We start from the raw sequence: 17,547 nt of genomic DNA, 5'->3' as shown, positions 1-17,547 counted from the left end.
GCGAACAGTTCGGTCAGCCCATCGGCGAGTTCCAGGCCATCCAGCACAAACTCGCGGACATGCACACCAAGCTGGAGGCCGCCCGCCAGCTCACCTACAAGTCCGCCTGGTCTGTCGAGAACTCCGACGAACCCGTGACCAAGCTCGCCTCCATGGCCAAGGAGTACGCGAGTCGGGTCGCCGTCGACGTCGCCAACGAGGCCGTCCAGATCCACGGCGGGTCGGGCTACGTCAACGACTTCGACGTCGAGCGGTTCTACCGGGACGCCAAGATCACCCAGATCTACGAGGGCACCACCGAGATCCAGAAAAACATCATTGCCCGCGAACTGCAGGGCAAGGGCTTCTAAAAGAGCTTTTTTCCGCTCGGGTGTCCTCAGCTCGCGCCTCCGGCGCGAGCCTGCGGGCACCGGCTGGCCGGCTCCGCCGACCAGCTGTTCGTTCGCGGGCGGAGCCCGCGAACCCCTCGCGGTAAAAAACATTCAGAAAAAGGCCGGCACTCGCGCCCTCCGGGCGCTCGTGCCGGTGAAACGCGCGCTCGCTTCGCTCGCGCGGTATGCATGCTGCTCCGATATTTCGGCTCCTCTGTATATAAATGGATAATTCCCGATTCCTGCAGGTTGTATTCGGATTGGTCCGATATATCTCGTTGAAGGCCCACTCTGTGCCCGAATTTCGTTGGAACGTAGTTTCAAGTATGATACCGCGGGCAACCCGGCCCGTGACCTGACGAGTCGACGCCGGACCGCCGACCCGACCGTGGGGGACGCCACCTCGCGGTCGGTTCCGCCAGCGCGGTGCCACGGTCCGGCGTGAGCGGTGGCATCACCTGTTCGCCAGTTCGGCCGCGGTGCCGCCGTCGCACCGCTTTTTGCGGGGGCGGTCGTAGGAAGGGGGTATGACCGACGAGTTCGCCGTGCTGGGTGACTGCGTGACCCGGGAGCGCCGGAGCAACCGCACGGCGCTCCGTCACCCGGCCTCGGGGCGGGCCTACGACTGGCGGCGCTTCTGCACCACCGCCTGGAAGGTGGGCAACTACCTCCGGAACGAGGGGGTCCGCGAGGGCGCGACCGTGGGGCTGGCCGCCGACCGTGTTCCCGAGCCGGTGTTGACGCTCGCCGGGGTCTCGATGCTCGGCGCGACCGTCCGGTTCGACCCGCCGGCCGCGGGCGGCCCGGACGACCTGAAGGCGCTGGTCGTCCCGACCACGAGCGTCACGGACTACGACTACCCGCCCGGCACGCGGTACGTGGCGTACGGCGAGGAGCCGGCCGACCCGTCGTACGCGTACTTCGAGCGGGAGGTCTGGAGCGAGAACCCGACCGCACCGCCGGACGTGATCCGACCCGGGACGGCGCTTCTCTCGGTCGAAGGGGAGTCGGTCACGCACGGAGCCGTCATGGAGGCCGCGATGGCGGCCGTCGAGCGGTGGGGATTGGACGACCGGACGACCGTCGCGGTCCGGGGGCCGCTCGCGCATCCCGGCGTGGTGGCCGCCGGTATCGCGGCGCCGCTGGCCGCGGGTGGGACGATCCTGCTGCCCGACGAGGGGTCGACGGGCGACCGTGCCGTTCTCGGTCCTGGCGTGGATCGGGCGCCCGAGGACCGGACCGTTGCCGCCGCCGACGTGCTGTAGCGCCGGTCAGTGCTCGACGAACTCCACGAGGACGCCGCCCGTGTCCCGCGGGTGGAGGAAGGCGACGTCGTGGCCCCAGGCACCCGCCCGGGGCTCCTCGTCGATGGCCTCGATACCGAGGTCGGCGGCACGGTCCAGCGCCACCGTGGCGTCCTCGGTGGCGAAGGCGAGATGCTGGATGCCGGGACCGTTCCGGTCGAGGTAGCGCGCGATGGCGCCGTCGTCCAGCGGTTCCAGCAACTCGAGATGGCCGTTCCCGCAGTCGAGGAAGTGGACGTCCATCCCGTCGAACGCCTCGCTGTGGACGTGTTCACACCCGAGCAGGTCCACGTACAGGTCGGCCAGCCCCGCGGCGTCGTCGGTGGCGATGCCGGCGTGGTCGATATCCATACCCGGCGTTCACCTGGCTGCGACTAAGACCTGCCGTCCCGCTCAGATCGTGGCGCCGCGGTACTCCCCGAACACGTCCCGCATCGCGTCGCAGATCTCGCCCGTCGTCGCGTATGCCTTCACCGCCGTCACGAGGTACGGCATCACGTTCTCGTCGCCCTCGCAGGCCGCCCGGAGGTCATCGAGCGCCGCCTCGACGGCCGCGTCGTCGCGGTCCGCCCGGAGCTGCTTGACCGTCTCGCGCTGGCGCTGCTGCTCCTCCTCGGAGACCTCCTCGATGTCCTCGGATTTCTCCTCGTCGTCGACGCGGTGCTCGTTGACCCCGACGATGACACGCTCGCCCTCCTCGATCTCGCGCTGGCGCTCGAAGGCGGTGTCCTGGATCTGCCGCTGGACCCAGCCCGATTCGACGGCCTTGCTCATCCCACCGCGCTCGTCGACCTCGTTGAGGATGTCGAACGCCCGCTCCTCCAGTTCGTCGGTGAGCGCCTCGACGTAGTAACTACCGGCGAGCGGGTCGATGGTGTCGGCCGCGCCGGACTCGTGGGCGAGGATCTGCTGGGTCCGCAGCGCCGTCCGAACGGACTCCTCGGTCGGGAGACTGAGTGCCTCGTCCTTGCCGTTCGTGTGGAGGCTCTGCGTGCCGCCGAGCACTGCGGCGAGGGCCTGGTAGGCCACACGGACGACGTTGTTCTCGATCTGCTGGGCGGTCAGCGTCGAGCCGGCGGTCTGGGTGTGGAACTTCAGCTGCTTGGAGGCGTCCTTCTCGGCGTCGAACCGCTCGTCCATGATCCGGTACCACATCCGGCGGGCCGCGCGGAACTTGGCGACCTCCTCAAGGATGTTGTTGTACGAGGCGAAGAAGAAGGAGAGCTGCGGGGCGAACTCGTCGACGTCCTGCCCGGCCTCGATGGCCGCGTTCACGTACTCGATGCCGTCGCCCAGCGTGAAAGCGATCTCCTGGGCCGCGGTGGAGCCGGCCTCCCGGATGTGGTAGCCGGAGATGGAGATGGTGTTGAAGTTGGGAACCTCGGCCGCACAGAACTCGAAGATGTCCGTGATGAGCCGCATCGAGGGCTCCGGCGGGTAGATGTAGGTGTTGCGCGCGAAGTACTCCTTCAACACGTCGTTCTGGATGGTGCCCCGGAGCTCCTCGCGGGGCACACCCTGCTTGTCGCCGACGGCGATGTACATCGCCAGCAGCACCGAGGCCGGCGCGTTGATGGTCATGCTGGTCGAGACCTCGTCCAGCGGGATGCCGTCGAAGACGGTCTCGAAGTCGTCCAGCGAGTCGATGGCGACCCCGCTCTTCCCGACCTCACCCTCCGCCATCGTGGCGTCGGAGTCGTACCCCATCTGCGTGGGGAGGTCGAACGCCATCGAGAGCCCGGTCTGGCCCTCGTCCATCAGGTAGTTGAACCGCTCGTTGGTCTCGCGGGCGGTGCCCATGCCGGCGTACTGGCGCATGGTCCACAGCCGGCCGCGGTACATCGTCGAGTACACCCCGCGCGTGTACGGCTCCTCGGCCGGGTTCCCGAGGTCCTCGTCGTAGTCGAGGTCGCTCACGTCCGCAGGGGTGTACAGCGGGTCCACCTCGGTTCCGCCGGTGTCGGTGGTGAACGACTCCTTGCGCTCCCCGAAGCGGTCGACGGTCGGGCCGTACGTCTCCGCCTTCCACTCCTCGTGGCCCTCCCGGATGGCTTCGAGGTCCTCGTCATCGAACATACACTGCCATACCACGGCGGGCCGCTTGAATGGTCGGGACGGGACGGACCGGCTACGGGACGTCGAAGCGTGCCAGGGTGGCCGCGCCACTCCCGTCCGAGTTCTGCCAGACGACCCGGACCGTGCCCCCCGAGTCGACCGTGCTCTCGGTGGTGAACGAGTCCCCGGCCGTGACGGTGTCGTCCCGCTCGTCGACCCAGGTGTCGACCGTGATCCCGCCGCCGCTCTCGTAGGCGAGTTGCAACTCCTCGGCGGGAACGCTGTCGCCACCGTCGTGCGTGACCGTCACGCGCTCGACGTCCGCATCGTACTCGAAGCTGAACGAGACCTGGGGAGCCTCGGTGCGACGGTCGCTGCTACTCCCGCCCGCGCTGGCGCTGCCCCCGATCCCCAGGACGAACGCCCCGACGACGGCCGCCAGGACGACGAGGACGAGCGCCAGGAGGACCGGCTGTTCGTCGCCGCGGTCCGGTACGCCCGCGTACAGCGCGAGCGCGTCACCGTCACGGACCGCGAGCGGCTCCAGCCCCGCGACCGGGAGCCCCGCGCGGGACAGCGCGGCGAGCGCCCCGTCCCGCGCCGGGGCCCCGTCGACGCCGACCACCCGCGCCCGGACGACGGGACCACGCGCCGCGAAGTCGACGCCCACGGCCAGCGCGTCCACGCCCCCGATGGCGGGCGCGACCGTCGTCGCGTGGACGTCGGCGTCCGTCAGCGCGCCGAGTCCGGACTCGGTCGTCGCGAGCGCCTCCGGGGCCGACGGGAGTCGTCCCGCGGCGGTCTCGGCCAGGTCCGGCGCTACGTCCGCGACGGTCGCGACGGCCTCGCCCAGCCGCGGGAGCGCCCGCGGCGAGACGCGGCCGGTCACGTCGCCGGAGCCGAAGACATCCAGCGCGGCGTCCAAGTCGGCCGTCGGACGACTCCCCGCGGCGCCGACCGTCGGCACGGCTCCCAGTCCGAGTGCGGTGCAACCGGCGATGAACTGTCGTCTGGAGGGCATCGTCAGGACGCTCGTTCGTGTGGAATAAAACCGTACCGCTGGAGCTCAGTTCTCGCCCTCGTCCTCACCCGCACCCTCGCCCTCGTCCTCACCCGCACCCTCGCCCTCGTCCTCACCCGCACCCTCACCGTTGTTCCCGGCGTTCGACTCGCATATGACCGTCACCTCACGCGTGACCTCGGCCGAGACCCCGTCGCCCTCTGCCGTGACGGTCACATCGACCGTTCGGTTATCGGCTTCGTTCCGGTTCTCGCAGGTGACGACCGCGTCGAACGATACTTCCTCCCCAGAACTCAGCGTGGCCGTGTTCCCGTCCTCGTTCTCGTACCGGAGCTTCGGATACAGGCTCTCGTCGCCGCGCACCTCGATATCTATATCCGTGCCGAACTGGTTCCGGATGGTCAACTCGGGCTCGGTATCGGCCCCGTTCCCATTGTCGGCCCCGTTCCCGTTCCCGTTGCTGTTGGGACCGACAGAGACCGTCTCGTCGTACGTCAGGCTCACATACGCGTCGCCGTCCGCGACCACGTTCACCGACACCGTCCGGTCCGCCTCGGTGCCGGTGAACGCGGAGGCGCCGATGACGAGGCTCATGCTCGCCACGACCAGCAGCGCCAGCCCCAGGCGGACCGGGAGCCTCACCGCTCTCCCACCTCGAACTCCTCGGACCCGATACGGCTGCCGGCCGCGTCATACGTGTGGACCGCCGCCGAAAGGGCGAACACGCCGACCAGGATGGCCGCCAGCGTCAGCCCGGAGAGGCCCGCGAACGGACCGATCTCCAGCCAGGTGACGAACACCAGCGCAGCGCCGACGGCCGACAGCCCCAGGTAGAACTCGCTCCAGGGGATGTCGTTCCCGGGGACGTACTCCAGGTACAGCTCCACCTCGCGGGCGTCCTCCGTCAGTGCCACCTCCCCGCGCATGTGGTCGTACTCGACGATGTCAGTGTCGTCGAGCTTCGGGAGGTGGTTCTGCCGGAGGGCGGTGTAGACCCGCTTGCGCTCGTCGCTCTCTAGCTCCGTGACCGTCGTGTCGTTCTCCCACGCGGCCACGTGGTCGACCAGCTCGCGGAGCGAGACGCGCCGGTCGTCCTGGCGCTTCAGATAGTGGAGGATGCACTGCCGTCGTTCGTTGCTCAGCACCTCGAAGACATCGGTACCCGTGGGGGCCGTCGGCGGGACCATGGAGACGGTCCAGCGGACGCTCGCCACGACGTTCGGGAGCCGCGCGTTCCTGGGTTCGCAGGGACTGGCACTGCTCGTCGCCGGCGCCGGCGCGCTGGTGCTCCTCGTCGGCGCGCTGACCGACGATCGAGGCCGGCAGAGGCGCGGGGGGGACCGCGACCGCGACCGGAACCGGGCCGGCGTCTACGACGGACTGAAGCTGGCCGCCGCGTTGGCCCTCATCGTCGCGCTCAGCGCCTCGGGGACGATGCTGTCGCTCTCGGGCACGGAGGAGTACGGGATGGTCAGCGCGGAGTTCGAGTCCGACAGTCCGACCACGGTCCCGGTCGGGGAGCGCGCGAACCTCACCTATCCGGCGCTGAACGGGGGCCAGCTCCCGGTCGTCGCGTTCTACGAGCCCGCCAGCGAGAACGTCGGGGTCGCCCCCGAACGGATACGGCTCGACCGCGGCGAACAGCGCAACGTCACCGTGACCCTCCGGGCCCCGCCGGAGACGGGCTACTACCCGCAGTACGTGACGGAGTACCGCTACTTCGCGGTGCTCCCGGTCGGTGTCATCGCGTGGCTGTACGGGGCGCACCCGTGGCTTCCCATCGTCGCGACGAGCGGCGTCCTGGCGCTTCCCTTCCTCGTCGTGGGGGTCGTCGTCCTCCGTGGGACGGTCCGCACCCGGCGCCGCTCCGGGACCGGCGGACTCCTCTGAGCCCCGCGCTCGCCCGGTGGAGCAACCCTTTTGTTCCATCCGTCGGACCTGGGTAGCGATGGACGAGTGGGGGTTCGCGGCCGGCTGCTCCTGTCGGACAACCTGACGCTACTGGTCGGCGTGTTGGTGGTGCTGGCCGCCCTGGGTGGCGGCGTCAGCTACGCGACCTACGTCGAACCGGGGACGGTGACGGAGTCGGAGCCCGTCGGCCAGTGGGCGACGACCGCCGGATACACGCACAGTGCGACGGTCACCGAGGACACGGAGGCGTTCCCGGCGGGGACGGTGCTGGAGAACCGGGAGACGTACTTCACCGAGGTGGCGCCGGTGCTGGACGGCCGGTTCAGCTACCGGTTCGACGCGCCCGGGGGCGAGGTCAACGCCACCGTCGAGACCGTGCTCGTGTTCCGCTCGGCGGACGAGGAGCGGGAGTACTGGCGCGTCGAGGAGCCGCTGAACAGCACGTCGGCGACCCTCGGACCCGGCGAGCGGGTCACGACGGCGTTCCAGGTGAACACCACGCGGGCGACAGCGCGGCTCGACCGCATCAGTTCGGAGGTGGGTGCCTCCCCGGGTGAGACGTCGGTGTTCGTCGTCAGCCGCGTGACCGCCGACGGGCAGACGCTCGGCGAGTCGGTCGACGCCGGCGGGCGGTATCAGCTCGGGTTCGACCTCGGGACCGGCACCTACAGCGTCACGGGGCCCAGGGGGGAGTCGAACCGGCGGACGGTGACGGCAGTGGAGACGCGAACGCGGGAGTACGGGCCACTGCGGACTGTCGGCGGACCACTCCTGTTGTTGCTGGGGCTGGGTGGGCTGGCGTCGCTCGCTTTCGGCTGGCAGCAGGGACTGCTCGCGGTGTCGGCCGCCGAGCGCCGGGCGCTCGCCTTCGCCCGCGAGCGCGACGAGTTCGACGAGTTCATCTCGCGTGGGACACCCTCGCGGGCGGCGCTGGAGCGTCCCGCCGTCCGGGTCGACTCGCTGGCCGACCTCGTCGACGTCGCCATCGACAGCGACCGGCGTGTCATCGAGGACCCGGAGGCACGGAACTACTACGTCCTGCTCGGTGACGAACGCTACGAGTGCTCGCCGCCACGGACCTACGAGTTCGACTGAGACCGACTCACCCGGTGTCGTACTTGTACGTCGCCTCGTCCGGGTCGATACCGAAGTCCTCGGCGGACTCCTCGGGTTCGGCGGACTCCTCGGTGGCCTCGGCGGCCCGCTTGAAGCGTTCGCGGTACTCCTCGGGCATCCGGAACCGCTCGGCGTCGATGACCATCGGGATGGCGTCGGGGTCGGACCCGGCCCGCTTGCTCTCCAGGCGGTCCCGGAGCGGCTCCGGGAGGTCCTCGGTCTCGACCGGGCGGAAGCCGAACTGCGAGAGGTAGTCGTGCTCGCCGGTGAGGCTGTACACCTCGTCGAACCCCTCCATCTCGGCGGTGTCGACGAGCCGCTCGATGACGTGGGCGCCGACGCCCTGGTTCCGCCAGCCCTCGAGCACGCCGATGCTGGTGAGCTCCGCCACCTCGGGGTCGCTCGGGGTCGGATGGTAGCGCAACCGACCGAAGCCGGCCCGGGTGTCGGACCCGTCATCGACGGCGACGACGTAGTCCCGCGACCGGAACGCCGTCTCGTCGAGTCCCATGGCCTCGATCCCGTCAAGCAGCCAGGCCTCGTCCCGGTTGCGCGCGTCCCGAACGTACATACCCGACCATTGACCCCTGACCGTCTAAAGTGTGCAGGCCATGGGCCGGGCCACGACCCGGCCGCCGGCCGGGCGGCGCCCCCGGTAGGTGCGGAACCCGTCGGTCGTCTCCCACCGTCGGAAGGTTTCTTGTCACGGCCGGTCCCAGCAGTGAACATGGCATCCGACGCGGACTCCGCGCTGGAGGATATCGACCGGGTCGTCTACGAACCCCCGGAGGGGTACGTCGAGGGGACGAACGCCTACCAGTTCGCCCGGGAGCACGGCTACGACTCGCTCGAGGAGCTCATCGAGGCCTCGACCGACGACGTGGAGTGGTTCTGGGACGCGCTTCCCGAGTACCTCGGCATCGAGTGGTACGAGGCGTACGACGCGGTCCGGGACGACAGCGACGGGCCGCAGTTCACGGAGTGGTATCCCGGCGGGAGCATCAACATCGCACACAACACCGTCGACCGGTACGCCGAGGCCGACGCCCCCGAGCGCAACCGCGTGGCCATCACCTGGGAGGGCGAGGACGGCACCGTCCGGGAGACGACGTACCACGAACTCGCGCGGCAGTCGAACCAGGTCGCCAACTGCCTCCGTGAGCGCGGCATCGAGCGGGGCGACACCGTCGGGCTCTACATGCCGATGGTCCCGGAGGTCGCCGCCATCATGTACGGCGTCTTCATGGCCGGCGCCATCGCGGTTCCCATCTTCTCCGGCTTCGGCGTCGACGCCACCGCGACCCGCATCGAGGACCCCGAGGTCGACCTCCTGTTCACCGCCGACGGCTTCTACCGGCGCGGGTCCGAGGTCGGGCTGAAGGAGCCCGCCGGCGAGGCAATCGACGACGCCGATACCGACATCGGGAGCGTGGTCGTCTACCGGCGGTTCGAGGGCTCGGACCCGCCGATGACCGACGGCCGCGACGAGTTCTGGACCGACGCCGTCGGGTCACAGCCCGACGAGTTCGACACCGTCGAGACCGACGCCTCCGACCCGTGCATGCTGCTCTACTCCTCGGGGACCACGGGCAAGCCGAAGGGCATCGTCCACACCCACGCCGGCGGGCAGGTGCAGGCCGCCAAGGAGATCTACTTCGGCTTCGACCACGACCCCGCCGACCGCTTCTTCTGGGTCAGCGACATCGGCTGGATGATGGGCCCCTGGACCCTCGTCGGGAACCACACCTTCGCCGGCAACGTCTTCATGTACGAGGGCGCGCCGGACCACCCGGAACCCGACCGCTTCTGGGAGATGATCGACCGCCACGACGTCACCGTCTTCGGCATCTCGCCGACCGCCATCCGCGCGCTTCGCAAGCAGGGCGACGAGTGGATCGAGGGCCACGACCTCTCCACCCTCCGGTTGCTCGGCTCGACCGGGGAGCCGTGGGACCCCGAGTCCTGGCTCTGGTTCCACGAGCACGTCGGCGGCGAGACCTGTCCCATCATCAACATCTCCGGCGGCACCGAGATATTCGGCTGCTTCCTGATGCCGCTGCCCGGCCAGTCGCTCAAACCCTGCACGCTCGGCTCCCCCGGCCTCGGCATGGACATCGACATCGTCGACGCCACCGGCGAGTCCATCCGCGACGACCACGAGCGTGGCTACCTCGTCGCCCGCGACTCCTGCCCCGCGATGACGAAGTCGCTCTGGAGCGGCGACGAGCGCTACCTCAACGAGTACTGGGGGCGCTTCGGCGACATGTGGGACCACGGCGACTGGGCCCAGGAGGACGAGGACGGCTTCTGGTTCCTCCACGGGCGCGCCGACGACGCGCTCAACGTGGCCGGCCGGAAGGTCGGCCCCGCCGAGGTCGAGGGGGCGCTCATCGACCACGACGCCGTCAACGCCGCAGCCGCCATCGGCGTTCCCGACGACACCACCGGGACCGCCGTCGTCACCTTCGTTCAGCTGGAGTCCGACTACGCCGAGTCCGACGACCTCCGCGAGGACCTGCGCGCGCAGGTCGGCGAGGAGCTGGGCAAACCGTTCCGCCCCCGCGAACTCCTCTTCGTCGACGACTTCCCGATGACCCAGTCCGGGAAGATCGTCCGCCGGGTCATCCAGGCCACCCACACCGGCGAGGACCTCGGCGACCTCTCCTCCATCGAGAACCCCGAGGCACTGGAGGAGATAGAGCAAGCGCGATAGGACCGGTACAAGCGACTGGAGACCACATCCCGACCGCTGTTCCGGTAATAATCGGCTTCTGGTCGCAGTTCCGGTGATATTCCGGGCGTTCCAGGATACGTCCGCGACCCCCGTCCGCCGGTCACCGCCACGATGGCCGACATCGCGCGTGCGAGGGCCGGGCCGGGAACGTGTCGACCCGCCGCGGGCCGGCGGTATCGTCTCGTCGCGATTGCACGTGTGAGGACGGCGGGAGTGCGCTGGAACGAGTCTCACCGAGAAGCTAAACCGCCGACCGTCGTAGCCGGCGGTATGAGCCAACAGCCACGCGTCGTCGGTATCGCCGGGAGCCTCCGCGACCACAGCTACACCCGCCTCAGCGTCGAGCGAACGCTCCGGGAGGCCGGGCGTCGGGGCGCCCGGACGGAACTACTCGATCTCCGCGAGTACGACCTGCCGGTCTACGACGGTGACGCGGACGAACCGGGCGACGCCGCCGGGCTCGCGGCGGCGGTGCGGGCTGCCGACTCGGTGGTGCTCGGGACGCCGTCGTACCACGGCTCCTACTCCTCGGTGCTGAAGACGGCGCTTGACTACTGCGGGTTCGACGAGTTCGAGGACACGACCGTCGGGCTGCTCTGTGTGGCGGGCGGGTCGTTCCCGACGACGCCGCTGGAGCACCTCCGGTCGGTCTGCCGGGCGCTCAACGCCTGGGTGGTGCCACACCAGGCGGGCATCCCGGGCGTCTCCGGCAAGTTCGAGGACGGCGAGTTGATCGACGAGGGGCTGGCAGAGCGGGTGGACGTGCTGGGTCGGCGCGTCGTCGAGTACGCGAACATCGAGCCGGACCCGCGGTGCGCGGAGGCCATCCAGAACAAGGGCGCCGGGGGCTGAGCCCGACCGACCCCGGAACGCTCAAACGAGGGTCGCTCCTACCCGGGAGCGTGACAACGTGGGTGGAGAACCCGGAGGGCGGGCGGGCTCGTGGCCCCGTCGGCCTCGCCCGGGCGTGGGCGGAGGTGCTGGTGCGACCCCGTCGCTTCTTCGAGAACGGCGTGGCGCCCGGCGACCAGGCCCCGGGGCTCGTCTTCGCCATCGCGGTGACGCTCGTCCACGTGGTCGTCCGTGGCGCCCTGGTTCCCGGGTTCTTCCCCGTCTACAGCGGCCGGCCGGTCGTGTCGGCGCTGTTCACCGTCGTCGTGGCCGGGTTGCTCGTCGCGCCCGTCCTGCTGCATCTCGTCGGTGCCATCCAGACGGTCCTGCTTCGCCCGTTCGTCCCCGACCGTGCCGGCGTCTCCGAGACGGTACAGGTCGTCGCGTACGCGTCCGCACCGGCGGTGTTCGCCGCGCTCCCGGTCCCCGGCATCCGGCTCGTGGCGGCGCTGTACGGCGCGACGCTGCTGGTCGTCGGGCTGACCGTGGTCCACGAGACGACCCCCGCACGGGTGGTGGCAGCGAGCGTCGTCCCGTCGGTGCTGCTGTTCGGCTACGTCCTCGGCGGGCTCCCGGCGTTCGAGACGCTCGCCGGTGTCGACCTCGTTCCGGACCCGCGGGCGGGCGCCGGTAACACGGGGCCGGCCACCGGGAGCCCGGACGGCTGACGCGGCCGTGGCCGGGTCCCATCTTTTTGCTCCGTCCGCGTGTTCACTCCTCATGGAGTACACGACGCTCGGCGACACCGGGCTGACGGTCTCGCGGCTCTGCCTCGGCTGCATGAGCTTCGGCGACCCGGACTGGCGCGAGTGGGTCCGGGGCGAGGAGTTCGGACACGAACTCGTCGAACGGGCCCGCGAGCTGGGTATCAACTTCTTCGACACCGCCAACATGTACTCGCGCGGGGAGAGCGAGCGCATCCTCGGCGACGCGCTCGGCGATGACATCGGCGAGCAGGTCGTCGCGACGAAGGTGTTCTTCCCGATGGACGACGACGACCCCAACTCCGGCGGCCTCTCCCGGAAGACGATCGAGCAGCAGCTCGACGCCTCCCGGGAGCGTCTCGGCGTCGACACGGTCGACCTCTACCAGACCCACCGGTACGACTACGACACGCCGGTCGAGGAGACGCTCCGCGCACTCGACGACGCGGTCCGCCGGGAGAAGGTCCGCTACATCGGCGGCTCCTCGATGTGGGCCCACCAGTTCGCCGACATGCTCCACACCAGCGACGGCCTCGGCCTGGAGCGGTTCGCCACGATGCAGAACCACTACAACCTGGCCTACCGCGAGGAGGAGCGCGAGATGCTGCCGCTCTGCGAGCGCGAGGGCATCGGCGTGATCCCCTGGTCGCCCCTGGCGCGTGGCTTCCTCGCCCGCCCCCACGAGGAGTACCGGACGACCACCCGAGCGGAGACGGATGACTACGCCGAGGCCCACCCCTACGTCGACAACGGCGGCCGCGAGGTGAACGAGCGCGTCGAGGAACTCGCCGCCGAGAAGGACGCCTCGATGGCCCAGATCGCGCTCGCCTGGCTCCTGCACAAGGACGAGGTCGACGCGCCCATCATCGGCACCTCCAGCATCGAGCATCTGGAGGAGGCGGTCGCCGCGCTGGACATCTCACTGTCCGATTCGGAGATCGAGCACCTGGAGGAGCCGTACGAACCGGTGCCCGTCTCCGGGCACGAGTAGGCGACGCGCTGGCTACAGCCCTCGCCGCGCGACCAGTACGGCACCGACGAGCAGCGCCAGCACCGCGCCGACCGCGCCGAAGCCGGGCCCCTCGGCGACGGTCGGCGACTGTTCGACGACGTCCGACCAGTTGCCCGGCCGGGTCGAGGTCGCCGTCCCGGTCGACGTGCTCCCGGTCGAACCGCCGTCAGCCTTGGCCTCCGGGTCGTCGTTCCCCGCGGTCGCGGTGGCCGTCGCGGCCGCGGTGGCCGTCGCGGTCGGCTCCAGCGTCGCTGTCGGGGTCGCCGTCGGCGTTGGCGTCGGGAACGGTGTTCCGTCCTCGGGCGGCGTCCGCGTCGGCGTCGGCTCCGGGGTCGGGGTGGGCGTGGCCGTCGGGGTCGGCGTCGGCGTCGACGTGGGTGTCGACTCCGACGGTGGTGGACCCAGCTGCTGGCGTGCCGCCCGCTCGTTCGCGCAGTCACAGATGTAGAAGTAGTGCGACGTGATGGTCGACGCGCCATCCTGGCCGGCGGTGGTCGAGGTGAACTGGTACCAGCCGGGCTCGTCGGGCGTGCTGATGCAGTCGACCACGTAGTTGACGAACTGGTCGCCCTCGTTCAGCGTCGGCGGCGACCCGCCGAAGTCGCCCTCGTCGTAGAAGTCGGCCTTGAATACGTCCTCCGTCACGGTCGAGGACTTGACCTGCGACGCCAGGTTCTCGTCGGTCTCGGTGCCGGGGTCGTCGTTGCCCCGGTCGATGCCGAACGCCTCCCCGTTGCTCGGCCCGCAGCCGGCGAAGCCACCCTCCTCCCAGGTGGCCTTGACCTAGTCGATCTTCTCGAAGCCGCGGTTCGGCACCCCGAAGCTCCTCAGTTCGCCGTCGTCGAGGCCGGGCTGCCGGCTCGGGACGACGGTGAAGTTCCCCTTCTCCTCGACCCCGTGGTCGGCAGCGGCGACGCCGGCGCCTCCGTCGAACGCGGGCGCGACGAGCCCCGGCCCGACGGCGCCACCCACCAGCGCGCCGAGCAACAGGACCGCCATCGGCTGTGTTCCGTCCATGTTCGTCTCGCTTGTCGGTACGGTAGGGTCCCCGCCGGGTAGGGGTTATCCCCCGTATCAGGGGGGTATTGAAACCGGGGTGTTCCCCGGACCGCTCGCGTCAGCGCCGCCTGGCGAGGAGGCCGCTCGCTAGCGGTCCAAGGAGCGCGGCGAGGACGCCGAACCCGGGGCCGTCGGCGACCGTTGGCGACTGCTCGACGACGGCCGACCAGTTTCCGGGCGGGGTCGCCGTGGGAGAGTCGGTCGGCGTCGTCGCTCCGGCCCCACCCTCGGACGCGTCAGTATCGCCGCCGGATGGCCCCCCAGCCGACGCGGTGGTCGCGCTGGCCGTCACCGTCGCGGTGCCGGCGGTGCCGGTCCCCCCGGCGACACCGAGTCCGGCGGCGAGGAACAGCACCCATACCCAGAGCGTCGCGGCCGCCGCCGGCCGCCATCCAGCGCGGCGGATCACGAGCGTGGTCTATCGGGCGCCGTGCAAACCCCTTGCCCCGGATGTGTCCCCGGTTTGAAATGGTCCCGGGGCGCGGGCTCCTGGGTTCCGCGCCCTGCGGCGGTTCTCCCCGACGCCCGTCCACCGTGGGCGACGCCCGGATTCGGGCCCATTTGTGCTGGATTCCCCGTTCACACGGTAGTTATTTATTACGCGCACCGCAGCGGACGAACATGCGGTACGTCAAGATCGTCCTCATCCCGGAGAGCGGCGGGCTCCATCCGGCCGAGGAGCGACTACGCAACGAGCCGGCCGTGTCGGAGGAGGTCATCCTCCAGTTGAACCTGCTGGACGACGGGACCGCGGTGTCGCTGGCGACCCACCGTGGGGACTCGGACCGGCTCCGCGAGATCCTCGACACCAGCGACGAGGTCCTCGACTTCGAGGTCCTGGACACGGAGGACGGCATCCAGACCTACATCCATTTCAGCCCGAACGAGACCACTGGGGCCCTGCTGGGGCTCACCCGCGAGCACGAGTTCGTCATCGACACGCCCATCCGGTGGGACCCGGACGAGGGCGGCGCCGTGCAGGTCGGCCTCATCGGCGACGACGAGACCGTCCAGCGCGCAATCGAGGACGTCCCCGACGACGTCCGGCTGGAGCTGGAGCAGCTCTCCGAGTACGACCCGCAGTCACAGGAGCTGTCCGCGCTGCTGACCGAGCGCCAGCGCGAACTGCTCGACACGGCCGTCGAGGTCGGCTACTACGAGGTCCCCCGCCGCGCCACCCACGAGGACATCGCCGCCGAACTCGACCTCTCGACGACGACCGTCGGCGAACACCTCCGGAAGATCGAGGCCCGCCTCCTCTCGGAGATCGCCCGCTCGCACTGACTCCCGGCCGCGCCGTCCCGTCCGTTCTCCCGTCCAGCCGGTCCCGAGACGCACGGAGCCACGCCGACCGGTGCCACGGCGCCGGCCCGGGCCCGGTCGTTCGGCACGGTGGTCTCGTCCGTCGTCCCCGCCCCGACCACGGCCCCCTGCGGGCGAAGCCGCTCGATGTAGAGCGCCACCGGCATCGCGGACTCGGCCACCGGCGGGACCCCGGAGAGCAGGTCCGCCCCCCTCGGCCACCCTGAACTATTTGCCCGCGGGCGGGGTAGCTCCCCATACGCAACCGGTGCAACTTTGAACTCACGGCAAGTTGCCCGAGCCAACGAACATGGAGATCACCATCGACGACGAGACCGACGAGGAGATCGCACAGGCCATTGCCACCGCCGTCTCCGAGCACCTCGGGACCCCCGTCGAGCTGACCGACCGCAGCGGCGGCGCGCTGGCGGCCGCGGGCGAGGACTGGGACGAGGAGGCCGCGGTCGTCACGGAACGCGAGGAGACCATCCGCGGGGAGGTCGAGGCCATCATGAGCGGTGGCCCGGAGCGGGGCCACGACAAGATCGAGGACCTGGGGAAGCTGTTCGTCCGGGACCGCCTGGACATGATCTTCGACCGCATCGAGTACGAGGACGGTACCTTCGCCCGGCACTCGGAGGACGACGACCTCCCCGGCGACGGCCTCCTCACCGGTATCGGCACCATCGACGGCCGGAAGGTCGCGTTCACGGCCAACGACTACACCGTCAAAGCCGGCTCGCTCGGACAGATGGGCGTCGAGAAGGTCATCCGCATCCAGGAGCGCGCGATGGACCTGAACGTCCCGATGCTCCGGCTCGTCGACTCGACGGGCGCCCGGCTCAACGCCGAGGAGCGCGAACCCGGGGACACCCACATGGACCGCTACCGGGGCGGCAAGATGTTCTACAACCAGTGCATCATGTCCGGCCAGGTCCCCCAGATCGGCGTCCTCTACGGGCCCGACGTCGCCGGCTCGGCCTACACCCCCGTCTTCTGTGACTACCTCATCATGGTCGAGGACATCTCCGGCATGGCCATCGCCTCGCCCCGCATCGTCCGCGCCATGACCGGCGAGGACGTCTCCGGGATGCAGGAGCTCGGCGGCCCACATCTCCATGCCCGCCACTCCGGCAGCGCCGACGTCGTCGTCCCGGACGAGGAGACCGCCGCCGAGCGGGTCAGGGACGTGCTCGGGCTCATCCCGCAGAACTACTCCGAGCGTCCCCCGACGGTCCCCGCGGCCCCGCCCAGACGGAACCCGAAGGGTCTCGACCAGGTCATCCCGGACGAGCCCAACAAGGCCTACGACGTGCACGACGTCATCGACCGACTGGTCGACCGGGACTCCTGGCTCGAACTCAAGCCGGAGTTCCGCCCCGAACTGGTCACCGGCCTCGGCCGCATCGACGGGCGCACGGTCGGCGTCGTGGCCAACCAGCCCAACCACGTCTCCGGCGCCATCTTCCCGGACTCGGCCGGCAAGGGCGCCGGCTTCGTCTGGACCTGCGACGCCTACAACATCCCGCTGGTCTACCTCTGTGACACCCCCGGCTTCATGATCGGCTCGCAGGTCGAGAAGGAGGGGGTGCTCCGGAAGGGCCGGAAGTTCATCTACGCCACCTCCAACGCGCAGGTGCCGAAGTTCTGCGTCATCACCCGCAAGGCGTACGGCGCCGGCATCTACGCGATGGCCGGTCCCTCCTTCGCCCCGGACGCGACGCTGGCGCTTCCCTCCGCCGAGGTCAGCGTCATGGGGCCCGACGCCGCCGTCAACGCCCTGTTCGCCGACCAGATCGAGGACATGGACGAATCCGCCAAGGACGCGTTCATCCAGTCCGCAAAGCAGGAGTTCGACAAGTACATCGACATCCGCGCGCAGGCCAGCACGATGCAGGTCGACGAGCTGCTGCCCGCCGGCGACCTCCGGACGCAGCTCGAACGGCGGCTCGACACCTACTGCGGCAACAAGACCCGCGAGGAGCGCCCGCGCCACCACGGGACCGTGTTCTTCTGAACGAGCGGTTTCCTCGTCGGGTTCGCGGGCGGCGCCCGCGAACCGCTCCT

19 protein-coding genes are annotated in these 17,547 nt (G+C 69.9%); 10 read left to right on the top strand and 9 right to left on the bottom strand.

What is annotated here, in order from left to right; translation table 11 throughout:
* The coding region (locus DP107_RS17620; protein WP_272949860.1) for an acyl-CoA dehydrogenase family protein at positions 1 to 350 on the top strand (350 nt) is incomplete at its 5' end.
* A gap of 548 nt (positions 351 to 898) precedes the next feature.
* Entirely contained in the window at positions 899 to 1,636 is a 738-nt protein-coding gene (locus tag DP107_RS17615) for an AMP-binding protein (protein ID WP_144263428.1), read from the top strand.
* A gap of 6 nt (positions 1,637 to 1,642) precedes the next feature.
* Here the strand turns inward: DP107_RS17615 and mce are convergent, their stop codons facing one another.
* Genes mce through DP107_RS17590 form a run of 5 tightly spaced genes read right to left on the bottom strand, consistent with a single transcriptional unit; the run spans position 1,643 to position 5,938 of the window.
* A complete protein-coding gene (mce, locus tag DP107_RS17610; protein ID WP_144263427.1) occupies positions 1,643 to 2,026 on the bottom strand; it encodes a methylmalonyl-CoA epimerase in 384 nt (127 codons plus the stop codon).
* A gap of 42 nt (positions 2,027 to 2,068) precedes the next feature.
* Entirely contained in the window at positions 2,069 to 3,751 is a 1,683-nt protein-coding gene (locus tag DP107_RS17605; RefSeq protein ID WP_144263426.1) for an acyl-CoA mutase large subunit family protein, read from the bottom strand.
* 52 nt (positions 3,752 to 3,803) lie between these two features.
* On the bottom strand, positions 3,804 to 4,751 hold the full coding sequence (locus tag DP107_RS17600; RefSeq protein ID WP_144263425.1) for a type IV pilin: 948 nt from the start codon (positions 4,749 to 4,751) through the stop codon (positions 3,804 to 3,806).
* A gap of 45 nt (positions 4,752 to 4,796) precedes the next feature.
* Positions 4,797 to 5,393 (bottom strand): hypothetical protein, encoded by a 597-nt coding sequence (locus tag DP107_RS17595; protein ID WP_144263424.1) that lies wholly within the window; start codon positions 5,391 to 5,393, stop codon positions 4,797 to 4,799.
* The gene (locus DP107_RS17590; protein ID WP_144263423.1) at positions 5,390 to 5,938 is read right to left on the bottom strand and encodes a DUF7344 domain-containing protein; all 549 of its coding nucleotides are present in this window, start codon (positions 5,936 to 5,938) and stop codon (positions 5,390 to 5,392) included. The genes DP107_RS17595 and DP107_RS17590 overlap by 4 nt, the downstream gene beginning before the upstream one ends.
* Here DP107_RS17590 and DP107_RS17585 point away from each other — a divergent pair.
* Positions 5,937 to 6,641 carry a hypothetical protein gene (locus tag DP107_RS17585; RefSeq protein WP_144263422.1) on the top strand — a complete coding sequence of 235 codons (705 nt, stop codon included), beginning with the start codon at positions 5,937 to 5,939 and terminating at the stop codon, positions 6,639 to 6,641. The genes DP107_RS17590 and DP107_RS17585 overlap by 2 nt on opposite strands.
* A 66-nt stretch (positions 6,642 to 6,707) precedes the next feature.
* Positions 6,708 to 7,757: a DUF5305 family protein gene (locus DP107_RS17580; protein ID WP_144263421.1), complete on the top strand. Its 1,050-nt coding sequence runs from the start codon at positions 6,708 to 6,710 to the stop codon at positions 7,755 to 7,757.
* A 7-nt stretch (positions 7,758 to 7,764) separates the two neighbouring features.
* On the opposite strand, the gene DP107_RS17575 is transcribed toward DP107_RS17580, so the two are convergent.
* Positions 7,765 to 8,349 (bottom strand): GNAT family N-acetyltransferase, encoded by a 585-nt coding sequence (locus DP107_RS17575; RefSeq protein WP_144263420.1) that lies wholly within the window; start codon positions 8,347 to 8,349, stop codon positions 7,765 to 7,767.
* 156 nt (positions 8,350 to 8,505) lie between these two features.
* On the opposite strand from DP107_RS17575, the gene DP107_RS17570 reads away from it, so the two are divergent.
* From DP107_RS17570 to DP107_RS17555, 4 genes are all read left to right on the top strand, one after another.
* Positions 8,506 to 10,491 carry an AMP-binding protein gene (locus tag DP107_RS17570; RefSeq protein WP_144263419.1) on the top strand — a complete coding sequence of 662 codons (1,986 nt, stop codon included), beginning with the start codon at positions 8,506 to 8,508 and terminating at the stop codon, positions 10,489 to 10,491.
* Positions 10,492 to 10,782: 291 nt separating this feature from the next.
* Complete coding sequence (locus DP107_RS17565; protein ID WP_144263418.1) at positions 10,783 to 11,364, top strand: NADPH-dependent FMN reductase; 582 nt, start codon at positions 10,783 to 10,785, stop codon at positions 11,362 to 11,364.
* 50 nt (positions 11,365 to 11,414) lie between these two features.
* Complete coding sequence (locus DP107_RS17560) at positions 11,415 to 12,071, top strand: YIP1 family protein (RefSeq protein ID WP_144263417.1); 657 nt, start codon at positions 11,415 to 11,417, stop codon at positions 12,069 to 12,071.
* A 52-nt stretch (positions 12,072 to 12,123) separates the two neighbouring features.
* Positions 12,124 to 13,098: an aldo/keto reductase gene (locus DP107_RS17555; protein ID WP_144263416.1), complete on the top strand. Its 975-nt coding sequence runs from the start codon at positions 12,124 to 12,126 to the stop codon at positions 13,096 to 13,098.
* A gap of 12 nt (positions 13,099 to 13,110) precedes the next feature.
* On the opposite strand, the gene DP107_RS17550 is transcribed toward DP107_RS17555, so the two are convergent.
* From DP107_RS17550 to DP107_RS17540, 3 genes are all read right to left on the bottom strand, one after another.
* Positions 13,111 to 13,764 (bottom strand): PGF-CTERM sorting domain-containing protein, encoded by a 654-nt coding sequence (locus DP107_RS17550; protein ID WP_144263415.1) that lies wholly within the window; start codon positions 13,762 to 13,764, stop codon positions 13,111 to 13,113.
* 138 nt (positions 13,765 to 13,902) lie between these two features.
* Entirely contained in the window at positions 13,903 to 14,136 is a 234-nt protein-coding gene (locus DP107_RS17545; RefSeq protein ID WP_144263414.1) for a hypothetical protein, read from the bottom strand.
* Positions 14,137 to 14,236: 100 nt separating this feature from the next.
* Positions 14,237 to 14,587 (bottom strand): PGF-CTERM sorting domain-containing protein, encoded by a 351-nt coding sequence (locus tag DP107_RS17540; protein WP_144263413.1) that lies wholly within the window; start codon positions 14,585 to 14,587, stop codon positions 14,237 to 14,239.
* 212 nt (positions 14,588 to 14,799) lie between these two features.
* Between DP107_RS17540 and DP107_RS20320 the strand changes: the two genes are divergently transcribed.
* Together DP107_RS20320 and DP107_RS17530 are read left to right on the top strand one after the other, a co-directional pair.
* Positions 14,800 to 15,462 (top strand): helix-turn-helix domain-containing protein, encoded by a 663-nt coding sequence (locus tag DP107_RS20320; protein WP_185977383.1) that lies wholly within the window; start codon positions 14,800 to 14,802, stop codon positions 15,460 to 15,462.
* A 328-nt stretch (positions 15,463 to 15,790) separates the two neighbouring features.
* Complete coding sequence (locus DP107_RS17530) at positions 15,791 to 17,497, top strand: acyl-CoA carboxylase subunit beta (RefSeq protein ID WP_144263411.1); 1,707 nt, start codon at positions 15,791 to 15,793, stop codon at positions 17,495 to 17,497.
* Positions 17,498 to 17,547: the final 50 nt, after the last annotated feature.

Source organism: Haloglomus irregulare (genome assembly GCF_007421925.1).
In the GTDB taxonomy this organism is placed as follows: Archaea; Halobacteriota; Halobacteria; order Halobacteriales; family Haloarculaceae; genus Haloglomus; species Haloglomus irregulare.
Note: the sequence above shows the minus strand (reverse complement) of the source record. Positions and strands in the feature narration are given on the sequence as shown.

Bases quoted from the DNA above. Each gene is read 5' to 3' on its own strand.
- DP107_RS17615 (WP_144263428.1), top strand. From the start codon at position 899: ATGACCGACGAGTTCGCCGTGCTGGGTGACTGCGTGACCCGGGAGCGC.
- mce (WP_144263427.1), bottom strand. From the start codon at position 2,026: ATGGATATCGACCACGCCGGCATCGCCACCGACGACGCCGCGGGGCTG.
- DP107_RS17605 (WP_144263426.1), bottom strand. From the start codon at position 3,751: ATGTTCGATGACGAGGACCTCGAAGCCATCCGGGAGGGCCACGAGGAG.
- DP107_RS17600 (WP_144263425.1), bottom strand. From the start codon at position 4,751: ATGCCCTCCAGACGACAGTTCATCGCCGGTTGCACCGCACTCGGACTG.
- DP107_RS17585 (WP_144263422.1), top strand. From the start codon at position 5,937: ATGGAGACGGTCCAGCGGACGCTCGCCACGACGTTCGGGAGCCGCGCG.
- DP107_RS17590 (WP_144263423.1), bottom strand. From the start codon at position 5,938: ATGGTCCCGCCGACGGCCCCCACGGGTACCGATGTCTTCGAGGTGCTG.
- DP107_RS17575 (WP_144263420.1), bottom strand. From the start codon at position 8,349: ATGTACGTTCGGGACGCGCGCAACCGGGACGAGGCCTGGCTGCTTGAC.
- DP107_RS17570 (WP_144263419.1), top strand. From the start codon at position 8,506: ATGGCATCCGACGCGGACTCCGCGCTGGAGGATATCGACCGGGTCGTC.
- DP107_RS17565 (WP_144263418.1), top strand. From the start codon at position 10,783: ATGAGCCAACAGCCACGCGTCGTCGGTATCGCCGGGAGCCTCCGCGAC.
- DP107_RS17555 (WP_144263416.1), top strand. From the start codon at position 12,124: ATGGAGTACACGACGCTCGGCGACACCGGGCTGACGGTCTCGCGGCTC.
- DP107_RS17545 (WP_144263414.1), bottom strand. From the start codon at position 14,136: ATGGACGGAACACAGCCGATGGCGGTCCTGTTGCTCGGCGCGCTGGTG.
- DP107_RS20320 (WP_185977383.1), top strand. From the start codon at position 14,800: ATGCGGTACGTCAAGATCGTCCTCATCCCGGAGAGCGGCGGGCTCCAT.
- DP107_RS17530 (WP_144263411.1), top strand. From the start codon at position 15,791: ATGGAGATCACCATCGACGACGAGACCGACGAGGAGATCGCACAGGCC.